Raw genomic sequence first — 17,998 nt, 5'->3', positions numbered from 1 at the left:
GTGAAAAAACATGGCTAAAATCCGAACAGGTAGAGTCGGAGAACAAATCAAAAAAGAATTAAGCTTGCTTATTCAAAGTGAAATGAAAGACCCACGTATCGGTTTTGTAACGGTAACAGGTGTAGATGTCACTAATGACCTATCACAAGCTGAGGTATACCTTAGTGTGATGGGTGATGAAGAGCAAAAAGCGAATTCTGTAAAAGGTATCGAAAAAGCAACAGGGTTCCTTCGTTCTGAATTGGGCAAACGTATCCGTTTGCGTCACACTCCAGAGTTGATTTTCAAAATCGACGAATCGATTGCTTATGGTAGTCGAATCGAAGAGCTTTTGGGTGAGATCAAAAAAGACGAAACGAACGAGTAATTTTAATCACTTTTACAAGGATCAAGCCATATAGCTTGATCTTTAAAGGAGACGGCGATGCAGACCTATGAACAAGGGCTTCTGAATGCGAAAGCATTTATTGAGGAGCACGATGATTTTCTAGTGGTTTCGCATGTTCAGCCGGACGGAGACGCAGTCAGTTCCACTGTAGTAGTGGGCTGGCTTCTGTCTTGTCTAGGCAAAAAATTCACACTGGTGAATGAAGGACCGATTCCCAAAAGAATGCACTATCTAACCTTATCTGATCAGATTATTGATCAACAAGAGGATGGTAGTGAACGTCAATATCAACATATTATTTGTGTAGATTGTGCAGATTTTAAACGTGTAGGTTTAGTTAGCCATTGGATGAGTGATACAGCTTCTATTTTAAATATTGATCATCACCCGACCAATGATAATTATGGCGAAGTTAATCTGATCAAAGCAGATGCAGCTGCAACTGCTGAAATTTTATATGACTGGATTGAATGTTTTGATGTGAAATGGACCAAAGAAGCGGCTGAAGCTATCTATACGGGTCTGTTAACAGACACAGGCGGATTCCGTTACTCCAGTACTTCTCCTAAAGTAATGGAGATTGCTTCACGATTATTGGATCTTGGTGTAAATGGACCGGATTTAGCAGAAACATTGCTAGAAGAAGTGACTTTACCACAAGTGAAAGTATTAGGGATGGCATTATCGACATTGCAAATGTGTGAAGATGGCAAAATTGCTCATGTCCATGTTACACCTGAACATATGATTATAGCTGGAGCCGATAATGAAGACTTAGAAGGTATTGTTAACTATCCTCGTAATATTCAAGGCGTCGAAGTGGGCATCTTTTTTAAGGTAATTAATGATACTGCTGTTAAAGCAAGTCTCCGTTCTGCAGGTAAAGTCAATGTGGCAGCCGTTGCTCAACATTTTGGCGGTGGAGGTCATATTAAAGCTGCAGGTTGCCGTTTGGAAGGGACTCTGGAAGAAGTTACAGCACAAGTGATCCAGCAGGTGAAGGAGTCATTATGAATGAATTTGATGGAGTGCTTGCGGTACATAAACCGGCGGGCTTCACTTCTCACGATGTGGTTGCCAAAGTTCGGCGTCTTGTAAGCATGAAAAGAATAGGACATACCGGTACACTTGATCCAGCCGTAACAGGTGTATTACCATTATGTCTGGGACGTTCAACACGAATTGTTGAATATTTGCAAGAAATGCCCAAAGAATACGTAGCTACACTTCGATTAGGATTAGCTACAGATACCGAAGATATGACCGGTACGATTACAGAGCAGATCGATACAGTAGAGGTATCAGAAGAACAAGTACGTCATGTACTGGGGCAAATGATTGGAACGATCTCTCAAGTACCCCCGATGTACTCTGCGATTAAAGTAGATGGTAAACGTCTGTATGAATTAGCACGAGAAGGCAAAACGATTGAACGCAAAGCACGAGAAGTAACGATCTATGAATTGGAAATCATTGATTTCAAAGCAGGGGATCATCCTGAAGTTTCTTTCCGAGCATTATGTTCAAAAGGAACTTATATTCGTACGCTTTGTGTAGACATTGGACGTGCTCTGCATGTACCTTCGGTGATGGTTGAATTGGTTCGCACACAATCAGCGGGTATTTCACTCGATCAATGTGTAACATTTGAACAAATTGCAGAAGCTGTAGAGCAAGGCGTATTAGAACAACATTTGATCAAGCCAGATCAAGCTATGTCTAATCTACCTTCTTATATAGTAGATGCTTCGGTATATAAGCATACACTACAGGGTAAACGTATCAGCATCGATGCGATTCAGCCACACGATGAATCACAACTTCTAGCTGATATGACAATAGAGTCACCTGTATTTAAATTGTATGCACCAGATGGGATTTTTATCGGTATTTTCCGTTTGGAACAACCCGCACAAGAAATTGTACCTGTTAAAGTATTTTTACCGTAACGAATCCATTGTGGAATTGCAGGTGATATCGTAATGAATACAGTACATTTATCTTATCCATGGCCTGAAGATGTAGTTAAACATGCTTCCAAACCACAAGTACTTGTGATTGGACAGTTTGATGGGCTTCATCTTGGACATGCAAGTGTGATTGATCACGGTATTCGTCTAGCTAGACGACTGGGTGTTCCTGCTTCTGTGATGACTTTCAATCCTCATCCCAAAGAAGTGATGGGAAAAGGCGATTATGAAGGTTATCTTACACCGCTTGCAATGAAGGAAGAATTGTTGCGTGCGATGGGTGTAGATACATTATATATCGCTGAATTCAATCATGCTTTTTCACAGGTCACACCACAGCAATTTTATGAACAAATGTTATGCCCATTACAAGTTCATACAGTAGTGGTCGGCTTTGATTTCCATTTTGGATACAAAGGCGAAGGGAATCCAGATCTACTACGTACATTGGGTGAAAATGTATTGTCTGTAGAAACAGTTCCTGCTTTTTTATTAGAAGGAAACAAAGTAAGCAGTTCGGCTATTCGTGGTGCTTTGCGAGAAGGCAATGTCGCTCATGCGTATAAGCTATTAGGTCGTCCTTACCAGATTCGTGGTAAAGTGGTCGATGGTGATAAGCGTGGACGTACGATTGGATTCCCGACCGCTAATCTAGAACTGGATGGAAATTATGTAGTGCCGTCTTCTGGAGTATATGCAGTTCGTGTACTTGCTGAAGGGGCTTGGCGTGCTGGTGTTATGAATATCGGATACAAGCCTACGTTCCAAACAGGAGAGACACGACCTAGTTTCGAAGCTCATATTCTTGATTTTCAAGGCGATCTCTATGGACAGCATCTAGCTGTGGAATTAATAGATTATATTCGTCCCGAGCAGAAGTTCAGCGGAATTGAAGAGTTAGTTACTCAAATTCGTAAAGATGCAGACGGTGCACGTTTATTATTATCGAATCTTGATTATGAATCATAAGAATACCGTTGATATTTAATATCGACTTATGCTATACTAATCAACGTTGTCATTCTAATAAATGACAGTCTTCAAAACCTTGGCTTGGTTATACGATCTCACCGTCGATAACGAGGCTAACGGTTATTATGAATTACACTATTAGGAGGTGAATAGGATGGCATTAACACAAGAACGCAAGCACCAATTGATCGAAGAGCACAGAACTCACGAATCCGATACAGGATCTGTTGAGGTGCAAGTCGCTATCCTTACTGAGAACATTTTGAATCTGCAAACGCATTTTCGTGCTCACAAGAAGGATCATCATTCCCGTCGTGGATTGTTGAAAATGGTTGGTCAACGTCGTAAGCTTTTGGCTTACATCAAAAAGACTGACGTTAAACGTTATAGTGCATTGATCGAAAAATTAGGTCTTCGTCGCTAAAATTAAAAAGTATGTCCAAAGCAGCCTGGTTGTTCAGCCGTATGGTCTTTTCGGAGCCGACGGTGACGGCCGGGTTGCTTTTTGTAAGTAGAGGTATTTTTGCAATTTTTATACTTATTAGTGATCATATAAGCATAAAGTCTAGCGGTGAGATTTCCTTGAAGCAGGGAATCATCACCTTTTTATAGAATACAAATAATGGACTTAAAAAAGGAGGAATTTCATGGAACAGCGAGTTGAAATGCAGCTCGGAGGAAGAACGCTGACATTTGAAACAGGTCGTTTAGCTAAACAAGCAAATGCAGCAGTTATGGTACGTTACGGTGATACAGCAGTTCTATGTACAGTAACGGCATCATCAGGTCCTAAAGACTTAGACTTTTTCCCACTTACCGTAAACTACGAAGAAAAATTATATGCAGTAGGTAAAATTCCAGGCGGATTTATCAAACGTGAAGGTCGTCCAAGCGAGAAAGCAATCTTGGCAAGCCGTTTGACAGACCGTCCTATTCGTCCGTTATTCCCTGAAGGTTTCCGTAATGATATTCAGATTGCGAACCTTGTTATGAGCGTGGAGCAAGATTGTGAGCCTCAAATTGCAGCAATGATCGGTACTTCAGCAGCATTGAGCATTTCTGATGTTCCTTTTAACGGTCCTGTAGGTAGCGTAGCAGTTGGACGTATCGACGGTCAGTTTATTGTGAACCCAACAGTAGCTCAACAAGAAGTAAGTGATCTTTATCTTGTGGTTGCAGGAACAAGAGAAGCGATCATGATGGTTGAAGCAGAAGCGAACGAAATGCCTGAAGACGTTATGTTAGAAGCGATCATGTTTGGTCATGACGAAATTCAACATATCGTAGCAGCGATTGAAGAACTTGTAAGCAAAGCTGGTAAACCTAAAATGGAAGTTAAACTTCATACGGTGGACAGTGATGTGAATGCAGCAGTACGTGAGTACGCTCAAGCTCGTTTGGTTGATGCTGTACGTGTAGCTGAGAAACAAGCTCGTCAAGATGCTATTGATGTAGTTAATGATGAAGCTGTAGCCTTTTTTGAGGAGAAGTACATAGAGACTCCTGACCTCATGAAGGATGTTAAAGAAATATTGCATGATATCGTAAAAGAAGAAGTACGTCGTCTGATTACTCATGAAAAAGTACGTCCAGATGGTCGTGGTTTAGCTGAAATTCGTGCGATTGAATGTGATGTGAACTTACTACCAAGAACTCACGGATCTGGATTGTTTACTCGTGGACAAACTCAAGCATTGAGCATTTGTACATTGGGTGCACTTGGAGACGGACAAATCTTGGATGGTATCGCACCAGAATCTTCTAAACGCTTTATGCATCATTACAACTTCCCTCCATTTAGCGTAGGTGAAGCTCGTCCACTTCGTCCACCAGGTCGTCGTGAAATCGGTCACGGTGCTCTAGGCGAACGTGCATTGATGAAAGTTATTCCTTCTGAAAAAGAATTCCCATATACGATTCGTCTAGTATCTGAAGTATTGGAATCTAATGGTTCAACTTCACAAGCAAGTATCTGTGCAAGTACGCTTGCGATGATGGATGCGGGTGTACCAATTAAAGCTCCTGTAGCCGGTATTGCAATGGGTCTTATTAAAGATCAAGAGCATGTATCGATTCTAAGTGATATCCAAGGTATGGAAGATCATTTAGGAGATATGGACTTTAAAGTAGCAGGTACGGCTGAAGGTGTAACAGCTATTCAAATGGATATCAAAATTGATGGAATCAGCCGTCAAATTTTATCGGATGCATTGTCACAAGCACGTGAAGGACGTTTGTTTATTCTTAGCAAAATGATGGAAATCATTCAAACGCCAAGAACAAGCCTTTCTGCATATGCTCCGAAAATTATGATTATCAATATCAATCCAGACAAAATCCGCGATGTAATCGGACCGGGTGGTAAAATCATCAACAAAATTATTGATGAGACTGGCGTAAAAATTGATATCGAGCAAGATGGTCGCGTATTTATCGGTTCTTCGGATGAAGCGATGATCAAACAAGCTCAAACGATGATCGAAAACTTAGTGCGTGAAGTGAAAGTTGGCGAAACGTATTTAGGTAAAGTAAAACGTATTGAGAAATTCGGTGCATTTGTAGAAATTATTCCAGGTAAAGATGGACTGGTACACATTTCTCAACTCTCTACAGAGCGTGTAGCTAACGTAGAAGATGTTATTGCTATCGGTGATTCAATTACAGTTAAAGTAACAGAAATTGATAATCAAGGTCGTGTAAATCTTTCTCGCAAAGCAGTACTTGTTGCTGAAGGAACGGCTAAAACACAATCTTAAGTTCATGTTTTGCTATTTATTTAGCAATGTTGAGATAAAGTAAACAATTCAAAGAGCCAGAAGATTTTATTCTGACTCTTTTTTTGTAGGATTTTATTTTAAATACTAAAATGAGTACGTTAAAGATAGATCTACAAGCTCTGCACATATAGCGGAGTCTTGAGCCGTTTTTAAAAGTCTGGTAGGATAGGTATGCATTTATCGAATGGGAGGCCCTCGCATGGAACGAGTTCAACTACACAATGGTCTACGAATAGTTATGGAAAAAATGCCGACCTTCCGTTCTGTCACGATTGGGATCTGGATCAAAACAGGTTCACGTTATGAAAATTTAGTGACCAATGGAATTTCACATTTTATCGAGCATATGTTATTTAAAGGAACAGAGCGCTTTGATGCGCAAAAAATTGCTGAAGTATTTGATGGTATCGGTGGCGATGTGAATGCTTTTACTGCCAAAGAATATACATGTTTTTACGCTAAGGTATTAGATGAGCATTTATCCATCGCTGTCGATATTTTATCGGATATGTTTTTCAACTCATTGCTTGATCCGGAAGAATTGAAAAAAGAAAAAAATGTTATTCTTGAAGAAATTTCAATGTATGAAGATGATCCAGATGATCTGGTACACGATCTAGTCACGATGTCTTCGTATGGGGATCACCCATTAGCTTATCCTATTTTGGGAACCGAAGAACGTCTTCATCCTATGGGTAGTGAAGAGCTTAGAGCCTATATGAAAGAACACTATACAATCGAAAATACAGTGATCAGTGTCGCTGGTAATATAGACAACAGTGTGATTCCTTTGTTGGAGAAACATTTCGGTGCTTTTGATAATCATGGAACCAAGCAAGACTTAACCATACCTGCTTTTGCAGGCGGGCAGATTTTTCATAAGAAAAAAACAGAACAAAATCATATCTGTATGAACTTCCCTGGTGGTAAAATAGATGATCCACGGTATTACGCTATGGTGCTTCTGAACAATACACTGGGCGGAGGCATGAGTTCACGTCTTTTCCAAGAGATTCGTGAAAAAAGAGGATTGGCGTATTCGGTCTATTCTTATTATACAGCTCATGCAGATAGTGGATTATTTACGATCTATGCAGGAACAGCACCGAAGCAGACCAAAGACGTTTTTGAATTGACACATGCTCTGTTACATGATGTCAAAGTCAATGGCATTACTGAACAAGAGTTATATCAAGGGAAACAACAACTGAAAGGCAGTCTTGTATTGAGTCTTGAAAGTACAAGCAGTATTATGAATCGTCTGGGCAAAAATGAAATTATGCTTGGCAAACACAATACAGTCGATCAGACATTACAATATATTGAAGAAGTGACGATGGAAGATATTCGCTCGGTGATTGATGATATGTTTGCAGAGCCTTATGCGCTGGCAATGGTAGGTCATTCTGAACGAAGTCTTGCTCATGTTAGGAGAGATGAACTTGTCTATTAATGTTGAAATTATGGCTTTACCCGGCAGTGAAGGATTAGAATTACCCCGCAAAATGTCTGAACTGGCTTCTGGATTCGATCTGTATGCTGCGGTAACAGAACCGATGGTATTAGAACCAGGCAAAAGAGCATTGGTACCAACAGGACTAGCATTAGCGATGCCTGCTGGACTTGAAGCACAGATTCGCCCACGTAGTGGACTTGCGTATAAGCATGGAATTACATGCCTCAATACACCGGGTACGATTGACGCAGATTATCGTGGAGAGATCAAAGTGTTGTTGATCAATTTGGGTGAAGAAGCTTTTGCGATTGATCGTGGTGAACGTATAGCCCAAATGGTATTCCAGATTGTACCTGAAGTGAATTTGATTGAAGTACAACAATTATCAGAAACAGTACGCGGTGCTGGTGGTTTTGGACACACAGGAACGAAGTAAAGCTTTACATGATTAAAATGTTTTTGCGAAAACAGTTGAAAGATGTAACAGGGAATGATATTATTTCTACAATTATTGCAGAACACTGAAATTATAATCCAGTGAAAGCTGGCTAAAAGTTGACGGTAGTCTTTGCGACTGCCGTTTACGTTTACATTCAGATGTAAATGAACTTTTTGAAATCGAAGGGGAGAGATATGCCAGATGTCTAATCAATCGTTTAATGTAGCTGTCGTAGGAGCGACAGGAGCAGTGGGTCAACAAATCGTAAGATTGCTTGAGGAACGAGATTTTCCGGTAAAAACATTGAAGTTATTGTCTTCTGCGCGTTCTGCCGGTAAAAAGGTGCTCTTTAAAGGTCAGGAAGTTACAGTAGAAGAAGCGACACCGGATAGTTTTGACGGTGTACATATCGCTTTATTTAGCGCAGGAGGAGATATCAGTAAGGCACTCGCTCCTCACGCCGTCAGACATGGCGCTGTATGCATTGATAATACAAATGCTTTCCGTATGGACCCTAATACCCCTCTCGTGGTTCCTGAGGTCAATAGTGACCGTATAGCAGATCATAACGGTATTATTGCCAACCCTAACTGCTCTACAATCCAGATGGTTGCAGCACTGAAACCACTTTATGATCGTTATGGTATCGATCGTATTATCGCTTCGACGTATCAAGCGGTATCTGGAGCAGGGAATCAGGCGATTGATGAATTGAAGCGTCAAAGCAAATCTGTACTTGAAGGTGAAGAAGTGACTCCGGATATTTTGCCTGTAGGCTCATTACCGGTCAAACACCAAATTGCTTTTAACGTGATCCCTCAAATCGATAAATTTCAGGACAACGGATATACATTGGAAGAAATGAAAATGGTAAATGAAACGAAAAAAATTATGGAAGATGAGTCGATCCATGTAACGACAACTTGTGTACGTGTGCCTGTTGTCTATGGTCACTCGGAATCTGTATATGTAGAATTAAAACAAGATTATGATCTAGATGAAGTGAAAACATTGTTGCAACATGCGCCAGGTATTACTTTAGTTGATGATCCAGCGAATCAAGCGTATCCACTAGCTACAGAAGCAGCTGGCAAAAATGATGTGTTTGTAGGACGTTTACGTCGTGATCTAGGTCATGAACGTGGTTTGAATATGTGGATTGTATCTGACAACTTGCTTAAAGGTGCAGCTTGGAACGCCGTGCAAATTGCCGAGATTATTGCAGCAAAAACACCAGCAATTAGCTAACGGAGGCGCATAGTTATTATGTCTACTGTGGTAGAAAAGCAAAATATTTTAGTGCAGAAATTTGGAGGAACTTCGCTTTCTACACCTGAAGCGAGAGTCCATGTACTTCGTCATATCAAACGTGAGCTTGCCGAGCAGGTCAAGCTCGTAATCGTAGTTTCAGCGATGGGACGTAGTGGTGATCCTTATGCCACCGATACATTGCTTGAAAGTACTGTGCTTAACGGCAGTATCCCTTCTCCACGTGAACGTGATTTGTTAATGGGATGCGGAGAAATGATTTCGGCAGTCACGTTAAGCGGTATTTTAAACAGTGAAGGAATCGCTTCGATTGTTCTGACTGGAGCACAGGCTGGATTTATTACCGATGATAATTTTGGGAATGCACGTATTCTTGCTGTACGTCCAGATCGTGTAAGTCGTGAACTGGATAGTGGCAAAGTCGTGATCGTTACAGGATTTCAAGGACAAAGTGAAGCAGGAGATCTCACCACATTAGGACGTGGTGGAAGTGATACTTCGGCTACAGCGCTTGGAGCAGCACTACATGCCGATATGGTTGATATCTATACTGATGTTAATGGTATATTGACGGCTGATCCACGTATTGTAGAAGATGCCAAGCCACTTGCTTATGTTAGTTATAACGAGATTTGTAATATGGCACATCAAGGTGCCAAAGTGATTCATCCTCGTGCTGTAGAGATTGCAATGCAAGCTCAAGTGCCTGTACGTGTACGTTCTACATTTGCAGATACAGAAGGCACACTTGTTACACAATCTGAACGTTTTGCAGATACACCAACAGGTGTTGTTGATCGCCTAGTTACAGGTATCGCTTATGTGAATAACGTTACACAGATTACAGTCGGTCAACAAGAAGGTGTCGAACATCTTCAATTGAAAGTGTTCCAAGCGATGGCTGAAAATAGTATTAGTGTTGATTTTATTAATGTAACGCCATTTGGAGCTGTATATACTGTATTTGATAGCGAAGCAGAACGTGCACTTGCAGTATTAGAAGAAATGGGTCTGCAACCTACAGGATTATCAGGTTGCGCGAAAGTTTCTGTGATCGGTGGCGGAATCAATGGAGTACCTGGAATTATGGCTCGAATTGTAGCTGCTTTGACAGGACAAAATATTCCGATATTGCAATCAGCCGATTCGAATACAACCATATGGGTGCTTGTGAAAAAAGAAGATATGGTGCAAGCTGTTCGCGCACTACATTCTCAATTCCAATTGCATCTATAATCATGTGCTGAATACAGGTCATCGGATAGCTCCGTATTTGAAGGAGGAAATAGAGTGGTAGACTTTGGAAGATTAATGACAGCGATGATTACCCCTTTTAATGAACAAGATGAGATTGATTGGGATGCTACAGCAAGATTAATCGATTATTTAATTGATTTTCAAAAATCAGAATCATTAGTAGTATGTGGTACAACCGGTGAATCGCCTACACTTAGCGATGAAGAAAAACTGCAAATGTTTGAGTTTTCGGTTAAACATGCAGCAGGACGATGTAAAATTATCGCTGGAACAGGTAGTAATGAGACACGTCATTCGATACATTTGACCCGGGAAGCTTCCAAATTAGGCATAGACGGTGTATTGATTGTTGTTCCTTATTACAACAAACCTAATCAAGCCGGTATATATGAGCATTTTAAAGTGATTGCTCAAGCTACAGAACTGCCAGTTATTATGTACAATGTTCCAGGTCGTACAATTACAAGTATGTCTGTAACAACAACACTTAAGCTTGCCGAAATTTCCAATATTGTTGGAACCAAAGAATGTGCTTCACTTGAACAAGTTACCCAGATTGTTGCTCATGCGCCAGAAGGCTTCCAAGTCTATTCAGGTGATGATTCTTCAGGTTTACCTGCTCTGGCTGTAGGGGCTCATGGTATTATCAGTGTAGCTAGTCATGTGGTAGGTGCAGAAATGACTGATATGATCGAAGCTTATCTTGCAGGTCGTCCTGTAGAAGCAGCTAAGCTGAATCAAAAGCTGTTCCCTATTTTCAAAGGGTTATTTGAAAGCCCTGAGCCGCTTCCTAATCCATCTGCGGTGAAATATGCACTATCTAAACGTGGCTTTGGTAATGGTAACGTTAGACTGCCATTATTACCGCCTACCGATCAAGAACAACAATTTATCGATCAATTATTTGTATAAAGTAGATGATCGATCATATAATCGTTCTAGACATAAAAAAGTTGCTCTTAATTAGGAGCAACTTTTTTATTTTTAAAGTGATAAATTTTTACGCATACATAAGAAGCTAGAAATAAAATATTGGAAATGAATAGATAAAATTTGAATGAAACAGGGCAGTTTATAAAGGCTTTAGCAGACTCAAGCAAACATGACTTGTGTTTTTGTTTTTTAATCATGTATAATAATCTCAAGTGACTGGGTGCGGTATAAAGAAATAGAGGTTTGCTGAATGGATACTTTGTCAGGCAGAGTATTTGTGCAACTCAGCAGACGGTCAACGAACCGATAAAGCTTTCGGGTGCTGATTCCTTGCGGAATCGAAACGGTTTGATAGATATCCGTTTTGAAAAAGGAACCCACCTTTATCGAAAGTTTTGTAATTATTGTATATACACATTAAATTTGTTTAAAAATATTTAGTAATACGTCCAATACTTATAGGAGGTCTAGATAACATTGTCGAAAAAAACGAATAACGAAAAACTGACGATCTTTGCTTTGGGCGGCGTTGGTGAAATTGGTAAAAATATGTACGTCATTCAATATGGTAATGACATTGTCGTAATTGATTCAGGTCTTAAATTCCCAGAGGAAGATATGCTAGGGATCGATATCGTTATCCCTGATATTTCATACCTTACAGAAAACCGTGACAAAGTACGTGCTATCATTTTGACGCATGGTCACGAAGATCATATCGGTGGTTTGCCATATGTATTGAAACATTTAAATGTACCTGTATACGGTACCAAATTAACGATTGGATTAGTGGAGAACAAGCTGAAAGAAGCAAATCTGCTTGGCGAAACTAAACGTATTCTGATCAATGAAGATTCAGAGCTTAAATTAGGTAACACCCTCACTGCTACATTCTTCCGTACGAACCATAGTATTCCTGATTCTGTAGGTGTATGTGTCGCTACTCCAGAAGGTAACGTTGTACACACAGGTGACTTTAAATTTGATCATACGCCTGTAAATGGTGAATTCGCTAACTTGCAACGTATGGCTGAAATTGGTAGTAAAGGTGTTCTTGCACTACTATCCGATAGTACAAATGCTGAAAAACCAGGCTTTACACCTTCAGAACGCAATGTAGGTATTGTGTTAGAAGATATTTTCCGTAAAGCAACACAACGTGTAGTTGTCGCTACATTCGCATCTAACGTTCACCGTATTCAGCAAGTAGTTAACGCTGCTGCTGCAACAGGTCGTAAGATCACAGTTATCGGTAGAAGTATGGTAAATGTAGTAGGAATCGCTTCTGATCTTGGATACCTTGAAATTCCAGATGGTATGATTATCGAGCCAGAAGAAGTCAACAAAATGGCAGCAGATCGTGTAGTTATCCTGTCTACAGGAAGTCAAGGCGAGCCGATGTCAGCACTTACACGTATGGCCCGTTCGACACACCGCAAAGTCGATATTTTACCGGGAGATACTGTTATTATTGCAGCTACACCTGTACCGGGTAATGAAAAATATATCGGACGTACGATTGATGAATTGTTCCGCTTAGGTGCAAATGTTATCTACAGTGGTTCTAACTCAGGCGTCCATGTATCAGGACACGGATCACAAGAAGAGCTTAAATTAATGCTTAACTTGATGAAACCGAAATTCTTTATTCCTATTCATGGTGAACACCGTATGCAACGTAAACATGCTTTACTAGGTGAAGCTGTAGGTATTGCTCCAGAAGATATCTTTATGATTGATATTGGTGATACTGTTGAGATTCAAGGTGGAGTAGCACGCAAAGCCGGTAAAGTCACTTCTGGTAACGTGTTAATCGATGGATTAGGCGTAGGTGATGTAGGAAATATCGTTCTTCGTGATCGTAAACTATTGTCACAAGATGGTATCCTTGTTGTTGTCGTAACGCTTAGCAAGCAAGATGGACAGATTGTATCTGGACCAGACATCATCTCTCGTGGATTCGTATATGTTCGCGAATCTGAAGGATTGCTGGATGAAGCGAACCGCATCGTAACAAGCACATTGCAACGCTTAATGAGCGAACGTGTTAATGAGTGGGCTTCACTTAAAACAAGTGTTAAAGACTCTCTTGGTCGTTTCTTATATGAGCAAACGCGCCGTAGACCTATGATCCTTCCGATCATTATGGAAGTCTGAGTTCATGAAATATAGAATAAACGGGTAAGAGGCAACCAGTCGCCCCCGTTCATCACATGGTATATTGGACGGTCCCATGTGATGAACGGGGGTTTTGCGTTTTTTTTAGAGAGCGAAATCGTCTCAATTTGCTTGGTATATGATATAATAGTGCATCGGAGGTGGTGACAGATGGCGAAGCCTACAACAACCCAGAAATCCAAGTCAGCGCAAAGTTCACCACGAAAAAAAGTGGTGTCCAAAACTTCTTCAGCGACTCGGAAAACAACAACGACAACCAAGCGCAAACCTGTTGCTCGGAAGCGAAATACCAAAGCTAAAGTATCCGCTTGGGCGACATTAAAATATGAGGTCTATGGTATTATTTTGATTACATTTTCGGTGATTGCGTTATCCAGACAAGCCGCAGTGGGTGAATTTCTGCATTACATAACAGCCTTTATTTTAGGCAAAGTCTATTTCGTATTACCTTTGGTAGGTATTTATATTGGACTGGCTATTATGCTAAGACGAAAATGGCCACGAGGATGGAACGGCAGATTATCTGGATTGGTATTATTGACCTGTGCAGCTACACTGATCAGTATTTTAATGTATGTGCCAGCAGAACAATTAACTTCGTTGCCAGCAAGACAAACAGCAGGTGGTTATATTGGTGCTGTCCAGATGTGGTTATTTATGATGTTGTTCGGCGTGATCGGAACAAAACTTATTGCTACGGTTATGGTAATTATCAGTCTGATGCTGATTACTCAGTTGTCGGTCGCTGATCTAGTACAACGTATTCGTTTGCATGTTAGACAATTCTCTTCATGGAGTCAGGAAAAGATAGAACTGATGCAGATTGCCAAAGCAGAACGTCAAGAAGAACGTGAACTGCAAGCAGCAGAAGCAGCAGAGATGGAAGCATATGAAGATGAGCTAGAAGACGAAGAAGAGGAAGCACCACGTACCAAGTCTAGTCTTTTTCCTTGGAAACGTAAGCGTCAAACCGAAGAAGCAGAAGAAAATCAATATGCTGCGATTGATGCACAGTATGAAGAAGCAGAAGCTAGACTTGCAACCGCATCTGTTGTGACTGCTATGCCTACTCGATCGAAAAGTCGATTATCTGCAAAAACCGAGCTTGATGAACAAGCTAGTCTATCGACTTCACCTGCTGTAGCATCTACGCCAGAAAGTGATATTTGGGATAATGTAGATTCCGAAGGATCACTAGCTGAAAAGCCTCCGATTATCCGTGACTTTTTTGCACAAATGCAGTATGAACGTGGAGAGCAGAGTGAAGAAGAATACAATAGCGAACATGCGACTACAGATCATTTATCAACAGATATAGAAACAGAAGCTTTAACAGCTATTCTTCAGGCAGATCAGAATGAACAGGTAGTCACGCCGTTGCATCTGGTAGAAGAAGATCTAACCAATACAGATACAGAATCAATAGAATCTGAGACTAATAACGCTGTAGAAGATCAGCAGAGTTCCGGTATTGCTTCAGGAGCAATAGAAGGTAGCACGATCGTGCCTCCGCCTGTACCACAGCCTAAGCCTTACAAATTGCCTTCATTTGCTTTATTAGCGAAGCCGAAGAATATTAGTACTGCTAATGATCAAAATGACTATATGGTGATTGCACGTAAGCTAGAGACTACACTTGAAAGTTTTGGAGTACGTGCCAAAGTCGTTGAAGTCGTTCGTGGACCAGCAGTAACCCGTTATGAACTGCAACCTGATGTAGGTGTCAAAGTAAGCCGTATCGTAGGATTGACCGATGATATCGCATTAGCACTGGCTGCTAAAGATATTCGGATGGAAGCACCGATTCCAGGTAAAGCCGCTGTAGGGATAGAAGTACCGAATAATGAAGTGGCGATGGTTACTATGCGTGAAGTGATGGAAACTTCGATTTTCCAAGAGTCAGAAGCCAAATTGTCTATTGCTTTCGGACGAGATATCGCAGGACAGACGATTGTAGGGAACTTGGCTAAAATGCCCCATTTACTTGTAGCTGGAGCCACAGGTTCAGGTAAATCTGTATGTATTAATGGTATTATTACAAGCATCTTGTACAAAGCGAAGCCAGATGAAGTCAAATTCTTAATGGTCGATCCTAAAATGGTAGAGTTGAATATTTATAATGGGATTCCGCATCTGTTAGCACCGGTCGTGACTGATCCCAAACGTGCTTCATTAGCACTGAAAAAGATCGTTGTCGAAATGGAAAAACGGTATGAGTTATTTTCCAAATCAGGTACCCGTAATATGGAAGGCTACAATAATCTGATGAAAGATAATCCAGCTGCTGTTTTACCCTATATCGTGGTGATTGTCGATGAGTTAGCCGATCTGATGATGGTTGCTGCTGGAGATGTGGAAGATGCAATTGCACGTTTAGCACAGATGGCGCGGGCAGCAGGTATTCATTTGATTATTGCAACTCAGCGTCCTTCAGTCGATGTTATTACAGGGGTCATCAAAGCCAATATTCCTTCACGGATCGCATTCGGTGTGTCTTCACAGATCGACTCACGGACTATTCTGGATATGGGTGGAGCGGAGAAATTGCTTGGTCGCGGGGATATGCTATTTATGCCTGTAGGTTCTTCCAAACCGACTCGTGTACAGGGAGCCTTTATGTCTGACGAAGAAGTAGAAGCGATTGTTGCCTACTGTCGTGGTCAAGGAGATGCGCAGTATGTAGAAGACTTGGTTCCTGAAATCGACGATACGGTGAATAACATGGATGAACAATTGGATGAATTGTATGATCAAGCTGTGCAGATTGTAGTAGAAGGTAAGCAAGCTTCGGTATCTCTATTACAACGACGCATGAGAGTAGGGTATACTCGTGCAGCACGTCTAATCGATTCTTTAGAAGCTCATGGAATTGTAGGTCCTTATGAGGGCAGTAAGCCTCGTGAAGTCTTGATTACGATTGAGCAATATCAGCAAAAGTTAGCTAGCAATTCATAATCGATGTAGAACAGATAGTGCAAGAGATGATCTATCCCAGAGTGGATTTATCATCTCATCTACCCTTAATAATAAATAAAAAGAAGCGCCACTCCTAAGTATTAGCGAGTAGCGCTTCTTTTTATGCGTATTAGATGTTCAACGAACGAAATCTTATGAACCGTTGTAACGCTCTAAAATACTTGTTTTGTTGGAGCTATCATACACAAATCCGTAAATCTTTTTGTTCATATTGCTATACGCGCTATCAATTTCTTCAGCAACGCTATTGAACAATGTATTGGTTTGGTATGAAGTTAATGAATTCCAATCACCTTTGTTAGCATAGATACGGAATACGATTTCTTCATCGTTGTCGTTAGACAATTCAATCGACAATTTAACACCTTTGTACGTACCAAAGTCGTTATTCAATGTAGTTTGAACTGTACTTAAATCAACATTTGAACCAATAATGATACTGTTACTGCTATTGGTTGAGAAAGTTAGCAATTTAATAGAGTTTTTGTTAACTACGGTTCCTGTTACTGTAGCTTCATCATAAGTGCTGTTGTCATGAATAGCATCTACGATATTTTGTAACAATGTTCTGCGGTTCGAAGTAGACAAATCGTTCCATACACTTTCAGTGACTTTGATATTCACTTTCAATTTGTCTGAATTACCTGTTAATTCAATATTAGCACTTGTACCTTTGTAATCAGCATAAGAATTGTTAAGTGTTGTTTGTAACTTATTCAATGTTGTGCTGTTTGAATTGGAGCTCGTATTATTGTTTTTCAAATCTGTAATTTGAGTGTTTAAGCTTGTGATTTGCGCTTGCAATTGAGCAATCGTTGTATCTTTTGTAGTGTTTTGCGCTGTTGCTGTATTCAATTGTAATTGTAGATTTTGGATTTGAGAATTTAACGTATCTACAGTTGTTTGAGGCACTTGAGTTGTTTTGTCAGCTACATTTACGATTTTGTTCGTATTGTCCCAAGTTACTTTTTTATCAAATACATCACCCATCATACGAAGTGGAATGTATGTAGTACCGTTAACCATGAAAGGTTCTTGGCTAGCATCTACAGTCACTTCTTGGTTGTTGTAAATGACTTTAATGTTGTTGTACATCGCTTTGAGTTGCTTGGTCGCTTGAGAAGCATATGTGCTATTTACAAAAATACTGCCGGAAATAGCAAGAGCGGACACAGTAGCAATAATCACAGGTTTTTTTCTTAGTTTCATGTTGTTCGTCGAGCTCCTTTTTTTCTAGATTTGGAGATATACTTTTTTACTATACGCAATCTAAAGTATGACCCCTTGATAATACTGCTTGTTTTGCCAGATAGACTGAGCATGACCATTCCTCATATAGTATGACGAAGTGTATCCAAAATATGTTGCTTTAAATCTGCTGAT

At 40.4% G+C, this 17,998-nt stretch carries 14 protein-coding genes; 13 read left to right on the top strand and 1 reads right to left on the bottom strand.

What is annotated here, in order from left to right:
• Positions 1-10 precede the first annotated feature (10 nt).
• From rbfA to RCP16_RS09795, 13 genes are all read left to right on the top strand, one after another.
• Entirely contained in the window at positions 11-367 is a 357-nt protein-coding gene (gene rbfA / locus RCP16_RS09855; RefSeq protein ID WP_069327338.1) for a 30S ribosome-binding factor RbfA, read from the top strand.
• Positions 368-424: 57 nt separating this feature from the next.
• Complete coding sequence (locus RCP16_RS09850; protein ID WP_273593736.1) at positions 425-1,402, top strand: DHH family phosphoesterase; 978 nt, start codon at positions 425-427, stop codon at positions 1,400-1,402.
• On the top strand, positions 1,399-2,337 hold the full coding sequence (gene truB, locus RCP16_RS09845) for a tRNA pseudouridine(55) synthase TruB (RefSeq protein ID WP_069327336.1): 939 nt from the start codon (positions 1,399-1,401) through the stop codon (positions 2,335-2,337). The genes RCP16_RS09850 and truB overlap by 4 nt, the downstream gene beginning before the upstream one ends.
• 33 nt (positions 2,338-2,370) lie before the next feature.
• Complete coding sequence (locus RCP16_RS09840) at positions 2,371-3,327, top strand: bifunctional riboflavin kinase/FAD synthetase (protein WP_069327335.1); 957 nt, start codon at positions 2,371-2,373, stop codon at positions 3,325-3,327.
• A gap of 157 nt (positions 3,328-3,484) precedes the next feature.
• Positions 3,485-3,754 carry a 30S ribosomal protein S15 gene (gene rpsO / locus RCP16_RS09835; RefSeq protein ID WP_069327334.1) on the top strand — a complete coding sequence of 90 codons (270 nt, stop codon included), beginning with the start codon at positions 3,485-3,487 and terminating at the stop codon, positions 3,752-3,754.
• A 223-nt stretch (positions 3,755-3,977) separates the two neighbouring features.
• Entirely contained in the window at positions 3,978-6,086 is a 2,109-nt protein-coding gene (gene pnp / locus RCP16_RS09830) for a polyribonucleotide nucleotidyltransferase (protein WP_069327333.1), read from the top strand.
• A gap of 220 nt (positions 6,087-6,306) precedes the next feature.
• Positions 6,307-7,560 carry a M16 family metallopeptidase gene (locus tag RCP16_RS09825; protein ID WP_308642318.1) on the top strand — a complete coding sequence of 418 codons (1,254 nt, stop codon included), beginning with the start codon at positions 6,307-6,309 and terminating at the stop codon, positions 7,558-7,560.
• Positions 7,544-7,999 carry a dUTP diphosphatase gene (gene dut / locus RCP16_RS09820; RefSeq protein ID WP_069327331.1) on the top strand — a complete coding sequence of 152 codons (456 nt, stop codon included), beginning with the start codon at positions 7,544-7,546 and terminating at the stop codon, positions 7,997-7,999. The genes RCP16_RS09825 and dut overlap by 17 nt, the downstream gene beginning before the upstream one ends.
• Before the next feature lie 204 nt (positions 8,000-8,203).
• Positions 8,204-9,250 carry an aspartate-semialdehyde dehydrogenase gene (locus RCP16_RS09815; RefSeq protein ID WP_069327330.1) on the top strand — a complete coding sequence of 349 codons (1,047 nt, stop codon included), beginning with the start codon at positions 8,204-8,206 and terminating at the stop codon, positions 9,248-9,250.
• 18 nt (positions 9,251-9,268) lie between these two features.
• Positions 9,269-10,507, top strand: coding sequence for an aspartate kinase (dapG, locus tag RCP16_RS09810; protein ID WP_069327329.1), 1,239 nt, complete (start codon positions 9,269-9,271; stop codon positions 10,505-10,507).
• A 54-nt stretch (positions 10,508-10,561) separates the two neighbouring features.
• A complete protein-coding gene (gene dapA / locus RCP16_RS09805) occupies positions 10,562-11,440 on the top strand; it encodes a 4-hydroxy-tetrahydrodipicolinate synthase (RefSeq protein ID WP_308642317.1) in 879 nt (292 codons plus the stop codon).
• Between the two features lie 498 nt (positions 11,441-11,938).
• On the top strand, positions 11,939-13,618 hold the full coding sequence (locus RCP16_RS09800; RefSeq protein WP_069327328.1) for a ribonuclease J: 1,680 nt from the start codon (positions 11,939-11,941) through the stop codon (positions 13,616-13,618).
• A gap of 171 nt (positions 13,619-13,789) precedes the next feature.
• Entirely contained in the window at positions 13,790-16,594 is a 2,805-nt protein-coding gene (locus RCP16_RS09795) for an FtsK/SpoIIIE family DNA translocase (protein ID WP_308642316.1), read from the top strand.
• A 153-nt stretch (positions 16,595-16,747) separates the two neighbouring features.
• On the opposite strand, the gene RCP16_RS09790 is transcribed toward RCP16_RS09795, so the two are convergent.
• Complete coding sequence (locus RCP16_RS09790; protein ID WP_308642315.1) at positions 16,748-17,824, bottom strand: stalk domain-containing protein; 1,077 nt, start codon at positions 17,822-17,824, stop codon at positions 16,748-16,750.
• Between the last annotated feature and the right edge of the window lie 174 nt (positions 17,825-17,998).

It is taken from the genome of Paenibacillus nuruki (genome assembly GCF_963311185.1).
Lineage (GTDB): Bacteria > Bacillota > Bacilli > Paenibacillales > Paenibacillaceae > Saccharibacillus > Saccharibacillus nuruki.
This window is presented reverse-complemented; position numbering and strand designations above follow the sequence as displayed.

Coding starts and splice junctions, on each gene's coding strand:
- RCP16_RS09790 (WP_308642315.1), bottom strand. CDS start 17,824: ATGAAACTAAGAAAAAAACCTGTGATTATTGCTACTGTGTCCGCTCTT.
- RCP16_RS09850 (WP_273593736.1), top strand. CDS start 425: ATGCAGACCTATGAACAAGGGCTTCTGAATGCGAAAGCATTTATTGAG.
- rpsO (WP_069327334.1), top strand. CDS start 3,485: ATGGCATTAACACAAGAACGCAAGCACCAATTGATCGAAGAGCACAGA.
- RCP16_RS09840 (WP_069327335.1), top strand. CDS start 2,371: ATGAATACAGTACATTTATCTTATCCATGGCCTGAAGATGTAGTTAAA.
- RCP16_RS09815 (WP_069327330.1), top strand. CDS start 8,204: ATGTCTAATCAATCGTTTAATGTAGCTGTCGTAGGAGCGACAGGAGCA.
- dapG (WP_069327329.1), top strand. CDS start 9,269: ATGTCTACTGTGGTAGAAAAGCAAAATATTTTAGTGCAGAAATTTGGA.
- rbfA (WP_069327338.1), top strand. CDS start 11: ATGGCTAAAATCCGAACAGGTAGAGTCGGAGAACAAATCAAAAAAGAA.
- truB (WP_069327336.1), top strand. CDS start 1,399: ATGAATGAATTTGATGGAGTGCTTGCGGTACATAAACCGGCGGGCTTC.
- dut (WP_069327331.1), top strand. CDS start 7,544: ATGAACTTGTCTATTAATGTTGAAATTATGGCTTTACCCGGCAGTGAA.
- RCP16_RS09825 (WP_308642318.1), top strand. CDS start 6,307: ATGGAACGAGTTCAACTACACAATGGTCTACGAATAGTTATGGAAAAA.
- RCP16_RS09795 (WP_308642316.1), top strand. CDS start 13,790: ATGGCGAAGCCTACAACAACCCAGAAATCCAAGTCAGCGCAAAGTTCA.
- pnp (WP_069327333.1), top strand. CDS start 3,978: ATGGAACAGCGAGTTGAAATGCAGCTCGGAGGAAGAACGCTGACATTT.